Annotated in this window: 13 protein-coding genes; 4 read left to right on the top strand and 9 right to left on the bottom strand. The window is 39.6% G+C overall.

Going from position 1 to position 17,881, the window contains the following annotated elements:
- Window positions 1-82: 82 nt before the first annotated feature.
- The 3 genes from ubiA to pgi all read right to left on the bottom strand — a co-directional run bounded on the left by ubiA (window position 83) and on the right by pgi (window position 3,559).
- Entirely contained in the window at window positions 83-937 is an 855-nt protein-coding gene (gene ubiA, locus ABE954_RS02270) for a 4-hydroxybenzoate octaprenyltransferase (RefSeq protein ID WP_042848521.1), read from the bottom strand.
- 152 nt (window positions 938-1,089) lie between these two features.
- On the bottom strand, window positions 1,090-1,593 hold the full coding sequence (gene ubiC, locus ABE954_RS02265) for a chorismate lyase (protein ID WP_131680234.1): 504 nt from the start codon (window positions 1,591-1,593) through the stop codon (window positions 1,090-1,092).
- A 319-nt stretch (window positions 1,594-1,912) separates the two neighbouring features.
- A complete protein-coding gene (gene pgi / locus ABE954_RS02260) occupies window positions 1,913-3,559 on the bottom strand; it encodes a glucose-6-phosphate isomerase (RefSeq protein WP_048608830.1) in 1,647 nt (548 codons plus the stop codon).
- A gap of 487 nt (window positions 3,560-4,046) precedes the next feature.
- Here pgi and ABE954_RS02255 point away from each other — a divergent pair, with 487 nt between their 5' ends.
- Complete coding sequence (locus ABE954_RS02255) at window positions 4,047-4,208, top strand: hypothetical protein (RefSeq protein ID WP_155405749.1); 162 nt, start codon at window positions 4,047-4,049, stop codon at window positions 4,206-4,208.
- 40 nt (window positions 4,209-4,248) lie between these two features.
- On the top strand, window positions 4,249-5,625 hold the full coding sequence (gene lysC, locus ABE954_RS02250; RefSeq protein WP_042848527.1) for a lysine-sensitive aspartokinase 3: 1,377 nt from the start codon (window positions 4,249-4,251) through the stop codon (window positions 5,623-5,625).
- A gap of 52 nt (window positions 5,626-5,677) precedes the next feature.
- Here lysC and ABE954_RS02245 read toward each other — a convergent pair whose 3' ends face one another.
- The 3 genes from ABE954_RS02245 to metH form a co-directional block, all read right to left on the bottom strand.
- The gene (locus tag ABE954_RS02245) at window positions 5,678-7,141 is read right to left on the bottom strand and encodes an SEL1-like repeat protein (protein ID WP_042848529.1); all 1,464 of its coding nucleotides are present in this window, start codon (window positions 7,139-7,141) and stop codon (window positions 5,678-5,680) included.
- A 175-nt stretch (window positions 7,142-7,316) separates the two neighbouring features.
- Window positions 7,317-7,907: a hypothetical protein gene (locus tag ABE954_RS02240; RefSeq protein WP_371025715.1), complete on the bottom strand. Its 591-nt coding sequence runs from the start codon at window positions 7,905-7,907 to the stop codon at window positions 7,317-7,319.
- 67 nt (window positions 7,908-7,974) lie between these two features.
- Window positions 7,975-11,658: a methionine synthase gene (gene metH, locus ABE954_RS02235; protein ID WP_371025714.1), complete on the bottom strand. Its 3,684-nt coding sequence runs from the start codon at window positions 11,656-11,658 to the stop codon at window positions 7,975-7,977.
- Window positions 11,659-11,860: 202 nt separating this feature from the next.
- On the opposite strand from metH, the gene iclR reads away from it, so the two are divergent.
- Window positions 11,861-12,691: a glyoxylate bypass operon transcriptional repressor IclR gene (iclR, locus tag ABE954_RS02230; RefSeq protein ID WP_042848533.1), complete on the top strand. Its 831-nt coding sequence runs from the start codon at window positions 11,861-11,863 to the stop codon at window positions 12,689-12,691.
- A gap of 89 nt (window positions 12,692-12,780) precedes the next feature.
- Here iclR and ABE954_RS02225 read toward each other — a convergent pair whose 3' ends face one another.
- The 3 genes from ABE954_RS02225 to ABE954_RS02215 form a co-directional block, all read right to left on the bottom strand.
- Window positions 12,781-13,638 carry an N-acetylmuramoyl-L-alanine amidase gene (locus tag ABE954_RS02225; protein WP_042848535.1) on the bottom strand — a complete coding sequence of 286 codons (858 nt, stop codon included), beginning with the start codon at window positions 13,636-13,638 and terminating at the stop codon, window positions 12,781-12,783.
- A gap of 567 nt (window positions 13,639-14,205) precedes the next feature.
- Complete coding sequence (locus ABE954_RS02220) at window positions 14,206-14,469, bottom strand: helix-turn-helix domain-containing protein (RefSeq protein ID WP_173424841.1); 264 nt, start codon at window positions 14,467-14,469, stop codon at window positions 14,206-14,208.
- A gap of 448 nt (window positions 14,470-14,917) precedes the next feature.
- Window positions 14,918-15,739, bottom strand: a complete 822-nt coding sequence (locus ABE954_RS02215; protein WP_272579443.1) for an N-acetylmuramoyl-L-alanine amidase-like domain-containing protein — start codon at window positions 15,737-15,739, stop codon at window positions 14,918-14,920.
- A gap of 291 nt (window positions 15,740-16,030) precedes the next feature.
- On the opposite strand from ABE954_RS02215, the gene edd reads away from it, so the two are divergent.
- Complete coding sequence (gene edd / locus ABE954_RS02210; RefSeq protein ID WP_048608838.1) at window positions 16,031-17,881, top strand: phosphogluconate dehydratase; 1,851 nt, start codon at window positions 16,031-16,033, stop codon at window positions 17,879-17,881.

The following is a 17,881-nucleotide window of genomic DNA, read 5'->3' as shown; positions in this document are numbered from 1 at the left end:
GGTTTTGTGAAGCCTATAAAGCAAAAAGGTAATGTTTTTCAACATTACCTTTTTTGTTGGCTCATGGAAAATGATTTACTCGCTAAAAATAGCTCACCATAATGCCAATAAACAAAATCAAACCAACGAAATTATTATTCATAAAGGCTTTAAAGCAAGGAGCACGCTCGCGGTTCACCATTAGTTGTTGTTGATAAATAAATAACCCTGCAACAAGCGCCAAAGAAAGATAATAAGTTATCCCTAAGCCTGCTAAAGAACCTACAACCACCAGCAAACCCACCATCAGCAATTGCAATAAGCCGATAATTAATTTGTCATATTGGCCAAATAAGATTGCTGTCGATTTCACACCGATTTTTAAGTCATCATCACGGTCAACCATGGCATACTGTGTATCGTAAATCACAGACCAAATAATATTCACTAAGAATAATAACCAACACACCAGAGGCAGTGTTTCATTGACTGCAGAGAACGACATCGGAATTGACCAACCAAATGCAGCACCTAATACTACCTGAGGTAAATGACTGACTCGCTTAACAAAAGGATACACCCATGCTAAAGCTAGGCCCGCAATAGATAGCCAAATTGTCATTGAGTTAAGCGTTAAAACGAGTAAGAAGGAAAAGCCAACAAGCCCCGCAAACAGTATTTTAGCTTCCCTTTCAGTCACATCCCCACTAGGGAGTGGCCGATGCTTAGTGCGTTCTACGTGACCATCAAAATGACGATCGGCAAAATCATTAATGACGCAACCTGCGGCACGCATAAAAAACACCCCAGCAGTAAACACGATCAAAAGATGTAAACTTGGTGTGCTTTGAGCTGCAATCCATAATGCCCAATACGTTGGCCACAAGAGTAATAGTGAACCAATGGGCCTATCTATACGCATTAAACGGCTGTATGCATGCCATTTACTTAGCGTCATACTTCCCTCCACTTTGTCGTGCTCCTTATTCGATTCCATCATACTTCAAATTGGGTATATGTTTATACCACTCAATTCTGTAAGCCACTGATTTATGTTTGTTGGTGTTGCGTACTTACTGAATTTATGAAAATTTAAAATATTTAGGATAATTAACGATATGCAGGTGATTCAGGTAAAAATATTTCTGTTAATAACAATGGTTTAGCCGATAGTTTTAATCGAGAACTGCGAACCCAACGACCAGCACTAGAACCTATGCGAATATAATCCCGAGTTAAGCCATCACGGCTGAATAAATAACGCCCTAGAGGCATTCTACCTATATCAACCAATTGCTGGTCTTCATCAGTCAATGTTTCTTCTGGAATGACAGTACGGCCTAGTAACCAAGGAATACCATCCCCATACATGACGACTTCCCTGACCCAATAACGAGGGCTTTCAGGTAAAGATTGTGCCTCTTCAGTGCTCAACATACCTTGCGATACATAGCGTTCTAAATAAGGTATCACGGTAACTTGCTGGCTGTGTTGTTCAAAGCGTTTTGTCATGGAACCAAGTTCTAACAACCAATCTAACGTATTGGCAGGAACTATTTTATCATCCTCAGCCAACCAATGAATGGGATGGGAGGTAAATAGTGTTTCATCCATTACTTAAATTTCCACCATGGATAACATGGTTATGATTTACTGTATTTCTTAGACGGTAGGATATCACGTTGTTTTGCTACAGGGTTAAAGTTAGCTAACAATTTATATAAAAAGTCACATTTTCAACACAAAATGTAAAAAAATAGTGAATAAATTTTTAATTACTAACGAGTTATAAACGATAATAAAATTTATTAACATCGTAATAACAAGAATTTATTAGGCAAGTCTCCGTCATTCATTATCTCAATAAAGCGGGAAGTTTTTACAGCTTCCCGCTTTTTCTTCATAAGACAGTGATATGACGTAATAAGAAAGGTTAACGCCAAGCTTTATAGTTATTAATCAAACCATTAGTCGAACTATCATGGCTATTGACTGTTTCGCTATTTTCTAACTCAGGCAAAATACGGCTGGCTAATTGTTTTCCTAATTCCACACCCCATTGATCGAAAGTGAAGATATTCAAAATCGCCCCTTGCGTGAAAATCTTATGTTCATACATTGCGATCAATGCCCCCAGTGAATAAGGGGTAATGGATTTCAATAAGATTGAGTTGGTTGGGCGGTTACCTTCGAATACCTTATACGGTGCCACATATTCCATGTCAGAGACATTTTTACCTTGCGCAGCAAATTCCGCATCAACAACTTCACGAGTTTTTCCAAAAGCTAGCGCTTCAGTTTGCGCAAAAAAGTTAGATAATAATTTTTCATGGTGATCGCCTAACGGGTTATGGGTCACCGCAGGCGCAATAAAGTCACAAGGGATCATTTTTGTCCCTTGGTGAATCAACTGATAAAAAGCGTGTTGACCGTTGGTTCCTGGCTCCCCCCAAATAATTGGGCCCGTTTGGTATGAAACTGGTTTTCCATCTCGGCCTATATACTTACCATTTGATTCCATATTGCCTTGCTGGAAGTACGCTGCAAAACGGTGCATATATTGGTCGTATGGCAGAATCGCTTCAGTTTCTGATTCAAAAAAATTGTTGTACCAAATGCCAATCAAACCTAACAGTACAGGGATGTTTTTTTCTAGTGGTGTTTGGGTGAAATGTTTATCCATAGCATGGGCACCATTCAATAACTGAACGAAATTGTCAAAACCCACGGATAAAATAATCGATAAGCCAATTGCTGACCATAAAGAGTAACGGCCTCCAACCCAATCCCAAAACTCAAACATATTATTAGTATCAATACCAAACTTAGCAACTTCTTCACTATTCGTTGATAGTGCCACAAAGTGTTTGGCAATATGCTGTTCGTCTTTTGCGGTAGCCAATAACCATTCACGTGCTGAATGCGCATTTGTCATGGTCTCTTGGGTCGTAAACGTTTTTGATGCAATTAAAAATAATGTCGTTTCAGGGTTCAGTTTCTTCAGCGTTTCCGCAATTTGTGTGCCATCCACATTAGAAACAAAATGCATATTTAAATGGTTTTTATATGGACGCAATGCTTCTGTAACCATAAATGGCCCAAGATCAGAACCACCAATACCGATATTAACAACATCTGTTATCGCTTTACCTGTATAACCTTTCCACTCTCCGCGAATAATGCGCTCGCTAAATTTCTGCATTTTTTCTAATACAGCATTAACATCTGGCATTACATCTTTACCATCAACATAAATCGGTGTGTTATCACGGTTACGTAAAGCCGTATGTAACACCGCTCGGTCTTCGGTACGGTTGATTTTTTCACCACTGAACATGCTCTTGATCGCGCTTTCTAGCTCAGTTTCTTTTGCTAACGCTAACAGGTTATCTAATGTTTCTTGTGTAATTCTATTTTTGGAGAAATCCACTAAGATTTGACCATCGAACGTTGCCGAAAAATGAGTAAAGCGGTCTTTATCCTGCGCAAACAAGTCACGCATATGAACATCCTTCATTTGCGCAAAATGTTGTTCTAGCGCCCGCCATGCAGCCGTTTGGCTTGGATTAATACTTTTCATGGATAACACTCTCCAAAATAATTTAAAATATAAATATATTGTACCTCGTCAAAGATACGAGACTTATCGGTTTTCTGCGTTATGTTGATATTCCCCAATTCCACGGCACTTTTCCAGACATAATTAACTCTTTCACTGAAATACACACTTTCAATGTCATTTAACTTTAACAGTAGCGCGTACACGCTAAATCATCCGAGTTGCATGTAGCCGGCAAGGGAAGATAGACCGATGAGCATACAAAAGTATGTGATTCGGCTATCTGAGCGCAGTCAACACCCATGCAGCTTGAAGGATGACCACCGCCATATACGCTAAATCATTCGAGTTGCATGTAGGCGACAAGGGAAGATAGACCGATGAGCATACAAAAGTATGTGATTCGGCTATCTGAGCGCAATCAACACCCATGCAGCTTGAAGGATGACCACCGCCATATACTCTAAATCATTCGAGTTGCATGTAGGCGACAAGGGAAGATAGACCGATGAGCATACAAAAGTATGTGATTCGGCTATCTGAGCGCAGTCAACACCCATGCAGCTTGAAGGATGACGAGTATATTGAGAAAACCGATAATGAATTACCTATCATTAGAATTACTGATTTACTTCGATTCTTGATTGACGCAACGCTAATTACCCGATAAATCTATATAAAAATATAGTTTAACGACAGGGATCGATACCATGAATACAGTAGCGTCTTTATCAGACAACAGTCAGTTTGTTATCGCAAAATTTGGCGGCACTAGTGTCGCGAACTTTGAGGCAATGAACAATAGTGCCAATATCATTCTTTCTAATCCAAATGTTCGAGTCGTTGTGCTTTCTGCCTCCGCTGGAGTCACTAATTTGCTAATAGAACTCGCTGAAGGTTGTGATATTGATAAACGCAATGAGCTACTGAAAAAAGTTAAAGATATCCAATATGCGATTATTGATAATCTGCAAACTGCTGATGTGATCCGTGAAGAAATCAATCGATTACTTGATAATATCGCTCATTTAGCTGATTCCGCGTCTCTCGCCACTTCTGACGCATTGACGGATGAAATGGTTAGTCATGGTGAATTAATGTCGACCCTATTATTCGTAGAAGTCCTCCGCCAGCGCAATACCGAATCACAATGGTTTGATGTCCGTAAAGTCATGAGAACCAATGAAAGTTTTGGTCGTGCAGAACCTGAGTTGGAGCAGTTGAAAACCCTTGCAGAACAACAGCTGTTACCTCGCTTAGCAGAATCGGTAGTTATTACCCAAGGGTTTATTGGCCGTGATCCAAAAGGCCGTACAACAACACTTGGGCGTGGTGGGAGTGATTATACCGCTGCACTGCTAGCTGAAGTCCTAAGCTTATCTCGCGTTGATATTTGGACTGACGTTCCAGGTATTTACTCTACTGACCCACGCGTCGTGCCAAATGCACAGCGTATTGATGAAATAGCTTTCGATGAAGCTGCTGAGATGGCAACCTTTGGGGCAAAAATTTTGCATCCGGCAACACTACTCCCCGCTGTACGTGCTGGTATCCCGGTTTTCGTTGGTTCAAGTAAAGCCCCAGAAGCAGGTGGCACCATTGTTTCTGATAAAACCAGTAACCCACCACAATTCAGGGCATTAGCGCTACGCCGTAAACAAACATTATTAACTCTGCATAGCCTAAAAATGCTACATGCACGTGGTTTTTTAGCTGAAATATTTACGATTTTACTACGTCATAATATCTCGGTAGATTTAATCACAACTTCCGAAGTGAGTGTCGCTCTAACCTTAGATACAACCGGTTCAACAGGGACAAATGGCAGTTTGCTAACTAATGCACTGATGACTGAGCTTTCGGCTCTATGCCGTGTTGAAGTTGAAGAAAACTTAGCCTTAGTGGCCATCATCGGTAATGAATTATCGCAAGTAAATGGGTTAGGGAAACAAATCTTTGGTGCTTTAGAATCTTTCAATATTCGCATGATCAGCTACGGGGCCAGTAGCCACAATATTTGTTTACTGGTTCCCGGTGACGATGCTGAAAATATCGTTCGTACATTACATAGTAATTTATTCGAGTAACCAAACTACCGCTCTAAAACAAAGAAGGCGATATTCATAATCGCCTTCTTATTCAATCAGTTGACTTATTTTTCGTTTTAACGCTGTCAGTGTACTTTAACATTGCGGCTTTCACACCTTTGTTCTGCTGTAATAGTACTAAATTATGTTTGGCAGTGGCATTACCGAGTTCGACTGCGCGCTCAAACCACATGACTGCACGGAAGATATTTTTTTCTCCCCCTTCGCCACGAGCATACATTACAGCAAGGTTATTCTGTGCATCACTGTTTTTCTTAAATGCCGCATTTTCCAAAAGCTCTCGGGCCTTTAACGAGTTTTGCGCAACGCCAGTCCCCGTTAAATAGAAAATTGCTAATTGGTTTTTCGCCTCAATGCTATCCCCTTGTGCCAGTATTAACCAATTTGCAATTTGCGTAACATCGGCTTCTTTCCATTCACCAGCCAAATATAATTTGGCGAGCTTAATTTGTGCTGCGTTATAATCCTGATTGGCTAAATTTTGATACCATTCTACTGCCTTTACAGGGTTCTTTTGAATGCCACCTAACCCTTTCTCATAAAACTCAGCGACCTTCATTCCTGCTTCAAATGATTTGTTTTGTGCAGCTCGTTCATACCATGTGAATGCTTCAGCTAAGTCTTTAGTTACCCCATTGCCAAGCTCATAAACTTTTGCAATAGCCAGTTGCGCCGAAGCATTGTTTTGCTGCGCAGCCCTTTTATACCAATACATGGCTTGATAACTATTTTTCTCAATCGAGTTATGGCCTTCCTGATAAAAATCGCCCATATTGACTTGCGCAATTGCTGAACCCATATTTGCGGCTTGTCGATACAAGTAAACGGCCGTATCATCATCCTGCTCTACCCCGTCACCGTTTTCATACATAACAGCAAGGTTATTAACCGCCGCTGCAACATTATTTACCGCACTTCTTTCATACCATTCACGAGCCTTTGAATAATCAACTTCGCCACCAAGCCCATCATGATAAAATAACCCCATGGCAAACTGTGCATTTGCATGCTCTTGCTCCGCAGCCTCTGAATACCACGCTTTAGCCTGCTGATAGTTTTGCTCAACTCCTACACCATGTTCATATAAATACCCCATGGCATATTGGCAATAAGCATCCCCTTTTTCAGCGCCTCGGCGATACCAGTACTCCGCTTGTTTAAATTTTTTTTGATTTTGCAGCAGCATACCTAAATAATAATCGCCATCTGTATTATCTAAATCAGAAACTTTTTTAAACCAGCGATAAGCTTCCTGATCATTGCTCTGCAAAAAATCGGTTCCATCCATATAGGCTAGCCCGACATCCACCATCGCATCGACATCCCCTTCCTTAGCAGATTTTAATTTAGCTTTAAAATCATCAGGAAATACGACATCGTTGGCCTGACTTGCGGTTTCTAGCGGCTTATTTTTTGTAGAAGGAGCTTCCGAAGTCGCTTGAGCCAAAGACGCGGTGCTCAAACACACTGCTAGAAATAAATACCGTAATTTCATCACCATTACCCATTCATTGGCGTTATGTTATTAACATAACATTCCAATAAAAAATTCATAAGGGATTCAAGCTGAAAAAACGCTATTAGGAAGAAATTTCGTCGAAAAATTTAGGTAGTGTTCATTCATCGCTAAAACGGCCACTACCTAAACCAAAGATTAACCTATCAAAGGCTTAATTAACGCGGTAACCACCATGTTTACTGGCAAATAAATTAAATTTACCCCACTCAATCAGTAAATGTTCCAGTTTTTGGTGACTAATTTTGCATAACTCAGAAATTTGCGACACAACAAAGTGGTTTTCACTCACTAATTCTGGGGCGAAAACTTCAGCTATCCATTCACATTCTTTAGTCGTGACCAACCAACCATCATTGGTAGAAAATTTATGGACTGGGATCATGCCTTCTTTACTACTTTCTTGCGATAACAGTTTGTTTTCATCTAGTTGTGCTTGATAAAATGCAGCTATTTCGTCTTGTGAAGGCACTGGTTCTACGGCTAAACGCTCTTCCAGAAATAAATAAATTTCTTCTGCACGCGCCGGTGTTAACTCGCTTTTTAGCCAAATTTGGTTAAAACAGTGCTCATCAAGGGACTCATCCGTATCGAGTTTGTCCATAATTTGTAAGATACTCATCATCGCACTGACCGCATCTTCGCTCATGAGAAATGTTTCAGGCGCCGCACTGTTTTGGATCTGATAAGGAAATGCCACTGAATGCGGCAGTTCATTTTCAATAATAAATTCATAGCTCATCATTAGACCCCTTTAATGTCTTTACCCATAAGATGGTGCCGAACACCTGAAAAATCAATACACTGTTTTATTAATCTTCTGGGTCATAGCCTAAATTAGGTGCTAACCAACGCTCAAGTTCCGTCACCGACAGCCCCTTACGTTTTGAATAATCTTCAATTTGGTCTTTCTGTAATTGAGCCACTGCAAAATATTTGCTATCTGGATGACTAAAATACCAACCTGATACAGATGCCCCAGGCCACATCGCATATGAACTAGTGAGTTTCATTCCCACTTGGTTTTCAACATCTAATAGCTGCCAAATCTTCTCTTTTTCTGTGTGCTCAGGGCAAGCTGGATAGCCCGGTGCAGGCCGAATACCTTGGTAATTTTCACGGATCAACTCGTCATTACTTAAATTTTCATCTTTCGCATAACCCCAATACTGCATACGAACCTGTTGATGTAAAAATTCAGCAAATGCCTCTGCAAGCCTATCCGCCAGCGCTTTAACCATAATTTTATTATAATCATCATGCTGTTTTTCGTATTCATCCGCCAGCGCATCCTCTTCTAAACCACCAGTAACAGCAAATGCACCGATATAATCGGCTTTACCACTGTCTTTAGGTGCCACAAAATCAGATAAACAATAATTCGGGAAATCCGTCTTTAAGGTTTGCTGACGTAGGTTCAAACTCACTGCTTGCACATGATGGCGTGTTTCGTCTGTATAGATTTCAACATCGTCACCAACACAGTTCGCGGGGAATAAGCCAAAAATACCTTTTGGTGTCAGTAAACGTTCTTTTTCGAGCTTATCTAACATCGCGTTAGCATCATTCAATAATTTACGTGCTTCTGACCCCACGACTTCGTCGTCTAAGATACGTGGGTACTTCCCAGCGAGCGACCACGTCATAAAAAATGGCGTCCAGTCAATATATTCACGTAAGGTTGTTATTGATGCATTGACCTCTTGAATACCCAAAAATTTCGGCACCGGCGGCTGATAATTAGACCAATCAATTTTCACCTTATTGGCTCGGGCAATATCAAGAGTGACTGGTGGTGTTTTTGGTCGTCTACGCCCATGTTGTAAACGTACCGTGTCATATTCACGGCGAGTACGCTCAACAAAATCTGCTTTTTGAGTATCAGACAATAACGCTGAAACCACACCAACAGTACGTGATGCATTTTGGACGTACGTGGTTGGTCCACTGTAGTTAGGTTCAATTTTCACTGCGGTATGTGCTTTCGACGTTGTTGCCCCCCCAATCAATAACGGCAACGTAAAGCCTTGTCTTTCCATCTCTTTTGCCACATGAACCATTTCATCAAGGGATGGCGTTATCAAGCCTGACAGGCCGATAATGTCGACATTTTGCTCACGTGCCGTTTTTAAAATTGTTTCGCATGGCACCATCACGCCTAAGTCGATGATTTCATAGTTATTACACTGAAGCACTACGCCAACAATATTTTTACCAATGTCGTGAACATCCCCTTTGACTGTTGCTAACAACACTTTACCAGCACTACTTCCCGATTGTTTAAGTTCTTGAATATACGGTTCTAAATACGCAACTGCTTGTTTCATCACCCGGGCAGATTTCACCACTTGTGGTAAAAACATTTTTCCTTCACCAAACAGATCCCCCACAACATTCATCCCGTTCATCAGCGGGCCTTCAATAACCTCGATGGGGCTTGATGCACGTTGGCGAGTTTCTTCTGTATCTTGAATGATAAATTCAGTGATCCCCTTAACAAGCGAATATTCAAGGCGTTTTTCTACGTCCCAACCTCGCCATTCCGCCTGTTGGATTTGCTGTTCTTGAGCACCAGCCCCGCGGTATTTTTCCGCTAATTCCAGTAACCGCTCAGTACTATCATTACGGCGATTTAATACCACATCTTCAACTGCATCTTTCAACTCAGCGGGTAGGTCGTCATAAATGGCTAATTGCCCTGCATTCACGATCCCCATATCCATTCCATTACGAATGGCGTAGTACAAGAAAACGGCGTGGATAGCTTCACGGACTGGGTCGTTCCCCCTGAAAGAGAAGGAAACATTCGATACCCCACCGGATATCATGGCATGTGGTAGTTGTTGTTTAATATCCTTACAAACATCAATAAAATCAACAGCATAATTATTATGCTCTTCAATCCCTGTCGCGACAGCAAAAATATTTGGGTCGAAAATGATATCTTCAGGGGGAAAGCCAACCTCTTCGGTCAACACCTGATAGGCGCGTCGGCAAATCTCAATTTTACGCTCACGTGTATCGGCTTGCCCTACCTCATCGAAGGCCATAACAACCACCGCAGCCCCGTATTTACGCAGCAGTTTGGCGTGTTCGACAAAGGTTTCAACCCCCTCTTTCATGGAGATAGAGTTAACAATTCCCTTACCTTGTATACACTTAAGCCCAGCTTCGATGACTTCCCATTTTGAAGAATCAATCATAATAGGAACACGAGCAATATCAGGTTCACCCGCGATTAAATTCAGAAAACGTACCATAGCAGCTTGGGAGTCCAGCATCCCCTCATCCATATTGATATCGATGATTTGAGCACCGCTTTCCACTTGTTGGCGCGCCACATCTAACGCTTCTAAATAGTTTTCCTCTTTAATCAGCCTTTTGAATTTTGCTGAACCCGTTACGTTCGTTCTTTCCCCAACATTTACAAACAGTGACTGTTTGCTGATATTCAATGGTTCTAAACCTGATAAACGACATTCAACAGGCAATTCAGGTAACTGACGCGGCATCACCCCTTTCACCGCTTCCGCCATTTTTTTAATATGTAATGGTGTTGTGCCACAACACCCACCGACGATATTTAAAAAACCTGCTGTTGCCCATTCATGAATTTGTTCAGCCATATTTTGTGCATCAAGGTCATACTCACCAAATGCATTTGGCAGGCCGGCATTTGGGTGAGCACTGACATAACACTCAGCAATTCTTGATAGCTCTGAAACATACTGACGAAGTTCATCAGGACCCAGTGCACAATTCAAACCAAATGAAAGTGGGGCCGCGTGACGCAATGAGTTATAAAATGCTTCTGTCGTTTGCCCCGATAAAGTACGCCCAGATGCATCAGTAATAGTGCCTGAAATCATAATAGGCAGCGAAACACCTAGCGCGTCTAATTCTGTTTCAACTGCAAAAATCGCCGCTTTAGCATTTAAGGTATCAAAAATAGTTTCGATCATAATTAGATCGACCCCACCTTTAACTAAAGATCGTGTAGATCCCCTGTAAGCTTCAACAAGTTGATCAAAAGTAACATTTCTATAAGCAGGGTCATTTACATCCGGAGAAATAGAAGCCGTACGATTGGTTGGGCCTAAAACACCCGCCACATAGCGAGGCTGCTCTGGCGTTTTTCGTGTCCATTCATCGGCACATTCGCGCGCAATACGTGCAGCAGTTTCATTAATTTCATCGGAAATGTCTTCCATTTTATAGTCAGCCATCGCAATAGGCGTGGAGTTAAAGGTGTTTGTCTCAACGATATCTGCACCTGCTGCAAAATATTGATGATGTATATCTCTAATAATCTCAGGCTGGGTTAGTACTAATAAGTCATTATTACCTTTCACATCACAGGGCCAGTCAGCAAACCTATCCCCACGAAATTGTTCTTCCGACAACTTATGTTGTTGGATCATTGTTCCCATTGCACCATCTAATACCAATATACGTTTTTTTAATTCTTGTTCTAATTGATTAATTTTTTCGGACACTGCACTGCCCTCCTAAAATGGAACACTGAGAAATAAGTCAAATTTTTACTTATAACATCCTATCACAACTTTTAACTCGAAAATTCGCTGTTATGATGAGAGTTTTTCAGGTTGCATAAAATCGGTCTTTCAACTGATCCGATGAGTATTTTTAGGTGAGATAGTACATAATAGAAACAAAATTACCGTCAGGAGAGACTTAATGGCAACGGCACCAATTACTAAAAAGATAAAAAAAGCAAAAGGGCCAGCAAGTGGAGCTACCGCTGCGGGGCAAGTTCAATCATTAAGTCGTGGGCTGACACTGTTGGAATACATTTCTGAATCCACCGGTGGCATTGCACTCACTGACCTTGCATTACAAGCTGGCTTACCAAATTCAACGACACATCGACTGTTGATGACATTAGAACAGCATGGTTTTGTTCGCCAAACGGGCGATCTTGGCTTATGGGTTATTGCATCTCATGCCTTTATTATTGGAAGTAGCTTTTTAGAAAGTCGTAATTTATTAGCGTTGGTTCACCCTATATTACGCCGTTTAATGGATGGGTCAGGGGAAACCGTCAATTTAGCTATCCTCGACCACTCGGAATATGATGCTGTTATTGTCGATCAAGTGCAATGCAACGCATTAATGAGGATGTCAGCACCTATTGGCGGGAAACTGCCTTTACACGCCTCTGGAGCCGGTAAGGCGTTTATTGCAAACTTACCCGAAGAAAAGCTAATCCCTCTTTTAAGCCGCAAAGGGTTACATGCCTATACTCCATACACGTTAACTAACCCATCAGCCTTAAAAGAAAACTTGCAACAAGCTAAAAAACAAGGGTTTTCCTATGATGATGAAGAGCATGCTTTAGGCTTAAGGTGCATTGGTGCCTGTATTTATGATGAACATAAAGAAGCCTTTGCTGCTATTTCTATTTCAGGGCCGTTATCACGTATTACAGATGACCGCATTACTGAATTAGGTGCGATGGTTATCAAGGCTGCAAAAGAAATTAGCCGTGAGTACGGCGCAAACCGTTAAATGACAAAAAGTGAAATGAGGCCCAAACCTCATTTCACTTTTATTATACTCATCAGCAATGTTAACCATTATGTAGCTTATATTTATAACTACTCCGTTTGCTCAAATAATTTGAAATTTTCCATATCTCGATATTTTTCAATTAAGGCTAACGCAATTGCCTCTGTTTCTGCATCGGCTAACCCTTCAATATCCCGCTGACGAAAGTGCAGCTGAAAGGCACGCAATGTCTTTTTGGTTTGGTCATCCAACTCGCCAGATAGAGGGATCGCCGAATAACCATAAAATTTCAGAGCCTTTTGAACACGTAACACATTAGCGGGTTCGTTAGCATTTCGCCCCGCTAAGTATTTACTAACTGTTTTAGCATCAGGCCATGCACCAATTCCTTGCTGAGCAAGACGCTGCCATGGAAATGCCCTACCTGGATCTTGTTTACGTAATGGTGCAATATCGCTATGACCGATAATATTTTCAGGCGGTATATTATACCGTTGCATAATATCTTGAACTAATGGAATCAATGCAACAATCTGCGATTCATTAAAAGGTACCCAAGTTTGGTTCCCAAGGCTATTTTCTTGAAGACCGGGATTTACTATCTCAATACCGATGGAAGTGTCATTCAAACCTTTTTGATGTTGCCAACGACTATAACCAGCATGCCAAGCTTTTAGCTGTTCGGGTACCAATTGTAATACAACTGGTTTACCGTATTTAAATTCAGGTTTACTGGGAATAAGATAGTGTGAACTCACATTCCCTTTTGTTAAAAGCTCTATCGAACGTGCATCATTAGAAACAGTGTAGTGTAAAATAATATATTGAATCCGTTCACTCGTATTTCTTGATGGGTAACGATTATCAAGGTAGTAGCCTTTATTAGATGCTGAAATCGAGCAACCAACAAGCAAAAACACAAATAATATCCCTATATATTTGAACATAAAACCATAACCTTAACTCATAATTAGTTAAGTTTTATTTAAGCATAATGTTATAGGGAACACTATTAAATAATGACATCTTAAAGAAAAAAAGTAGGAAAAAACGCAGGGTTCAAGATAAAAAGTAATAATATAAAATAAATAACAACTAGTTATGTATAATAATAAAGGTTACTTATAAATAAGAAATTTGATAAAATGCACATGAATATTCACGTTAAACCTTTTAAGCCCTTTACTGAAACTGAAAAGGTTTATTGATCAATAGCACTATATTTTATCTATAATAATCAGTTAGCTACAACCCCGTCCCTAACCATATATAAAATCATAAAAATTCAATTTAAAAATACAATTGATTATTTATATTTATAGAATTTATTTTAAAATCAGTTTTTTCCTTTAAGTAATTACCACAATAAATAGTGCCAAAGGAGATTAGTCAAATTAATTGGTTATTTCCTATAAATTAAAATTATGATTCAAAGCATGTTTTTTAAGTTTAATACTTTTCTAATAATATAAAATAGTTATAAAAACTTACCAAAATAAAGATACTAACCCCATCTAACTCTTTTTTTCATTCTCTACCTGTTTAGAAATAATTTTAGTTATTTCGTTAATATCAATATCGAGAAAAATGACAATTTCAATTAATTTATCTAAACTTAATTTATTAATCCCTAGTTCATAGCGTGATACTTGCTGCTGGCTCAAATGAATGACCGAACCTAATTCATTGCCTGATAACCCCTTGCTCACCCTAGCTTTTCGTAAATAATTTCCTAATAAAGCATAAATATTTTCCTTTTTAACTATATGCATATGCATACCATCTCCTAAATAAGAAAAAAAATTTTTAGCTAGTAATATTCATTATAAAATTAATCTTCATCATTTAAAATAGTTATGAACAATCAAATATATATCAATTGATAGGTAAACATGTTTTTTATATACAAAAAAATGAGACCTTTGTATTATTTATGTAGCAATGCATTGCTTTATAAAAAGTTTTTCACTTCTTAATTACATAATTTCTTTTGTTGGTTTTTCTTGATCAAATCGATAATTTAATATAATTTTACACTTTAAATGTCACTAGAAATAATTAGCAACCAATAAAAACGATTATGTTTTTCAATTCTTAGAATATTTTAATTTAAAATATATTTTATATTCGCAGCTAAACCATATAAAAACAAAGATTAACTCATATTTATACAATATAATTAGGTCAAAAGTTCATTTTTCAATTCAATAACCACCAATTAACAGATTAATAATCTATTTTTGACCTAAATACAATAATGCCTTCTTTTCCTTGTATGTAGTGCTGTAATTCAACATCACTAACTTTGAAATTTTCACGTAATGAAGAAGCATTTCTAAAAATTGTTTTGTTTCCTTTTTGTATTACAATACCAACGTGACTAACATCCAAGCCTCTATTCGTTGAGTACACACCAATATAATCACCGGTCTTAAGCCTTGTAATCAAATCATTATCTATATGTTTAGATGGAATATAGTTTATATCTCTATAGGTGATGGGCAACCCTAAAATATACGTCTTTCGATTACCTTTTAAATTAAGCTGCTTAGAAACGTTAACGGCATATGGGCTAATTTTAGCCGTAATGTCCTCTGCAACCGCGCTATCACCTTGTGCCCAATCCGAAAAAAAGTGGCGGCGGTTTTTGTATGTAATATCTTGATTAAAATAACGAATACTAGTCAGGTTCCTAAAAAATTGTGCACTATTTTCAGCCCCTTTAAATGCCTCAACGTACTCAATAAAGGTCATACAATCCATCGCTTCTAAATTAACGACTAAGTTTTCAGCAAAGAGTGGGCTCATATTTAACGTTTGTTTATCGTAGGGGGTATTTAAAAAATACTGAGTGAGCACATCAATTTTTTCTGCCGATGTTGGATGATATCGCTGCATTTCATTTTGTTGGTTGAATATACTGGTTAAAATTTTATGCGACCCCGATGTCAACACTACCTGAGCTTGGACATAATTAACCATTAGCAACATCAAGGTTGCAGTAACTAAGCGACGCATTCGCCCACTATTTGAATTTTTAGTATACACATTAACAATATTCCCAATTTACCTTAATTTTGCAGGCAACTGCTTCTATTTAATGACTATAGCATGAGTTTTAGTCCATTTCTTGTTCGATTTATTCCATAGTCAACCTTGATTAAGATCACATATAACTTCAAATATTCATTTTGAATATTGCAACTGTTCTATTTTCATTTAACAATGTTACCGGTAACATTTATTTTGTAACGTTATCTGGAATAGGTATAACGATAAGCACAACTTACATGACTTGCAGATTAATTGACTATAGGTCTGCATGATGGAGCAATTACCATGAGTTCTAATATCTCTGAAGTGACAAAATCTCCAGCACTCAATGAGGAACTTGAGCGCATTACACAGCGCATTATCTCTCGTTCTGCACAAGCTCGAGCAGCTTTCCTCAATAAAATTGAACGTGCTCGTAGTACAACTGTCCATCGAGCCTCGCTGGCTTGTGGTAACCTTGCTCATGGTTTTGCTGCCTGCCAAAATGATGAAAAGCAGATCCTTAAAAGTATGACGCGTTCTGATATTGCTATCATCAGCTCTTACAATGACATGCTTTCTGCTCACCGACCTTATGATAAATACCCTGAACAACTAAAAAAAGCGTTACTTGAATCGGGTTCTATTGGGCAAGTTGCAGCTGGTGTCCCTGCCATGTGTGATGGTGTAACTCAGGGGCAAGATGGGATGGAGCTCTCTATGCTAAGTAGAGATGTCATCGCGATGTCTACAGCAATTGGTTTATCCCATAATATGTTTGATGGCGCTCTTTATTTGGGTATTTGCGATAAAATTGTTCCAGGCTTATTACTTGGAGCCCTCTCTTTTGGGCATTTACCTGCTATATTTGTCCCTGCTGGGCCGATGGCCACGGGCCTACCGAATAAAGAAAAAGTACGTATTCGCCAACTGTATGTGGAAGGAAAAGTCGATAGACTTGCGTTATTAGAAGCTGAAGCAGCATCATACCATGGTATTGGTACCTGCACATTCTATGGTACCGCTAATTCAAACCAAATGATGATGGAAGTCATGGGGTTACACTTACCAGGTGCATCGTTTGTCCCCCCTGATTCCCCATTACGCTATGCGCTAACAGATGCAACAGCACAGCAAATTACCCGGTTAACCGAGCAATCTGGCCATTATTTACCAATTGGTCGCCTCATTGATGAAAAAGTTATCGTCAATGGTATTGTTGCCTTACTAGCAACTGGCGGCTCTACCAATTTAACGATGCACCTTGTTGCCATCGCTAGAGCTGCCGGGGTCATTATCAACTGGGATGATTTTTCTGATATTTCTGCAATTGTACCGCTCATTTGCCGAATTTACCCTAATGGCCAAGCTGACATCAACCAATTTCAAGCCGCAGGTGGCGTCGCATTACTAGTCCACCAACTGCTGCAAAAAGGCTTGTTACACCAAGATGTTCATACTGTAGCAGGCTTTGGTTTAACGCGTTACACATTAGAGCCTTGGTTAAATAACGGACAACTTGAATGGCGAGAAGGCCCCAAACATTCATTCAATACAGATGTTATTGCTGAAATTGACACGCCTTTTTCACCCCATGGAGGTACTAAATTACTCTCAGGTAATTTAGGCCGTGCTGTGATGAAAACGTCCGCGGTCCCGGAAGAAAATCAAATTATTGAAGCGCCTGCTGTAGTATTTAATAACCAAAATGATATCGCAAAACACTTTGAGTCAGGCAACCTTAATCGAGATTGTATCATCGTAGTTCGCTTCCAAGGCCCATCCGCTAACGGGATGCCTGAACTTCATAAATTAATGCCACCACTGGGGGTGCTTATCGATAAAGGTTATAAAGTTGCCTTAGTGACTGATGGCCGGCTATCAGGAGCATCAGGTAAAGTTCCATCCGCAATCCATGTCACTCCCGAAGCCTATAACGGTGGATTACTCGCAAAAGTAAAAGATGGCGATATCATTAGAGTAAATGCGTTAACTGGTGAATTACAATTACTTGTCGATGACACTGTATTAAACAAACGACAATCTTTCAAACCGGACTTAATCGCAGAACGTAGCGGTTGTGGCAGAGAACTTTTTGGCGCATTAAGAAGAAACTTGTCTGGCGCAGAAGAAGGTGCTTGTAGCATTGATTTTTAA

It is taken from the genome of Providencia sp. TYF-12 (assembly GCF_041344805.1).
Lineage (GTDB): Bacteria > Pseudomonadota > Gammaproteobacteria > Enterobacterales > Enterobacteriaceae > Providencia > Providencia huashanensis.
Note: the sequence above shows the minus strand (reverse complement) of the source record. Positions and strands in the feature narration are given on the sequence as shown.

Coding starts and splice junctions, on each gene's coding strand:
- ubiA (WP_042848521.1), bottom strand. CDS start 937: ATGACGCTAAGTAAATGGCATGCATACAGCCGTTTAATGCGTATAGAT.
- ubiC (WP_131680234.1), bottom strand. CDS start 1,593: ATGGATGAAACACTATTTACCTCCCATCCCATTCATTGGTTGGCTGAG.
- pgi (WP_048608830.1), bottom strand. CDS start 3,559: ATGAAAAGTATTAATCCAAGCCAAACGGCTGCATGGCGGGCGCTAGAA.
- ABE954_RS02255 (WP_155405749.1), top strand. CDS start 4,047: ATGAGCATACAAAAGTATGTGATTCGGCTATCTGAGCGCAGTCAACAC.
- lysC (WP_042848527.1), top strand. CDS start 4,249: ATGAATACAGTAGCGTCTTTATCAGACAACAGTCAGTTTGTTATCGCA.
- ABE954_RS02245 (WP_042848529.1), bottom strand. CDS start 7,141: ATGAAATTACGGTATTTATTTCTAGCAGTGTGTTTGAGCACCGCGTCT.
- ABE954_RS02240 (WP_371025715.1), bottom strand. CDS start 7,907: ATGATGAGCTATGAATTTATTATTGAAAATGAACTGCCGCATTCAGTG.
- iclR (WP_042848533.1), top strand. CDS start 11,861: ATGGCAACGGCACCAATTACTAAAAAGATAAAAAAAGCAAAAGGGCCA.
- ABE954_RS02225 (WP_042848535.1), bottom strand. CDS start 13,638: ATGTTCAAATATATAGGGATATTATTTGTGTTTTTGCTTGTTGGTTGC.
- ABE954_RS02220 (WP_173424841.1), bottom strand. CDS start 14,469: ATGCATATGCATATAGTTAAAAAGGAAAATATTTATGCTTTATTAGGA.
- edd (WP_048608838.1), top strand. CDS start 16,031: ATGAGTTCTAATATCTCTGAAGTGACAAAATCTCCAGCACTCAATGAG.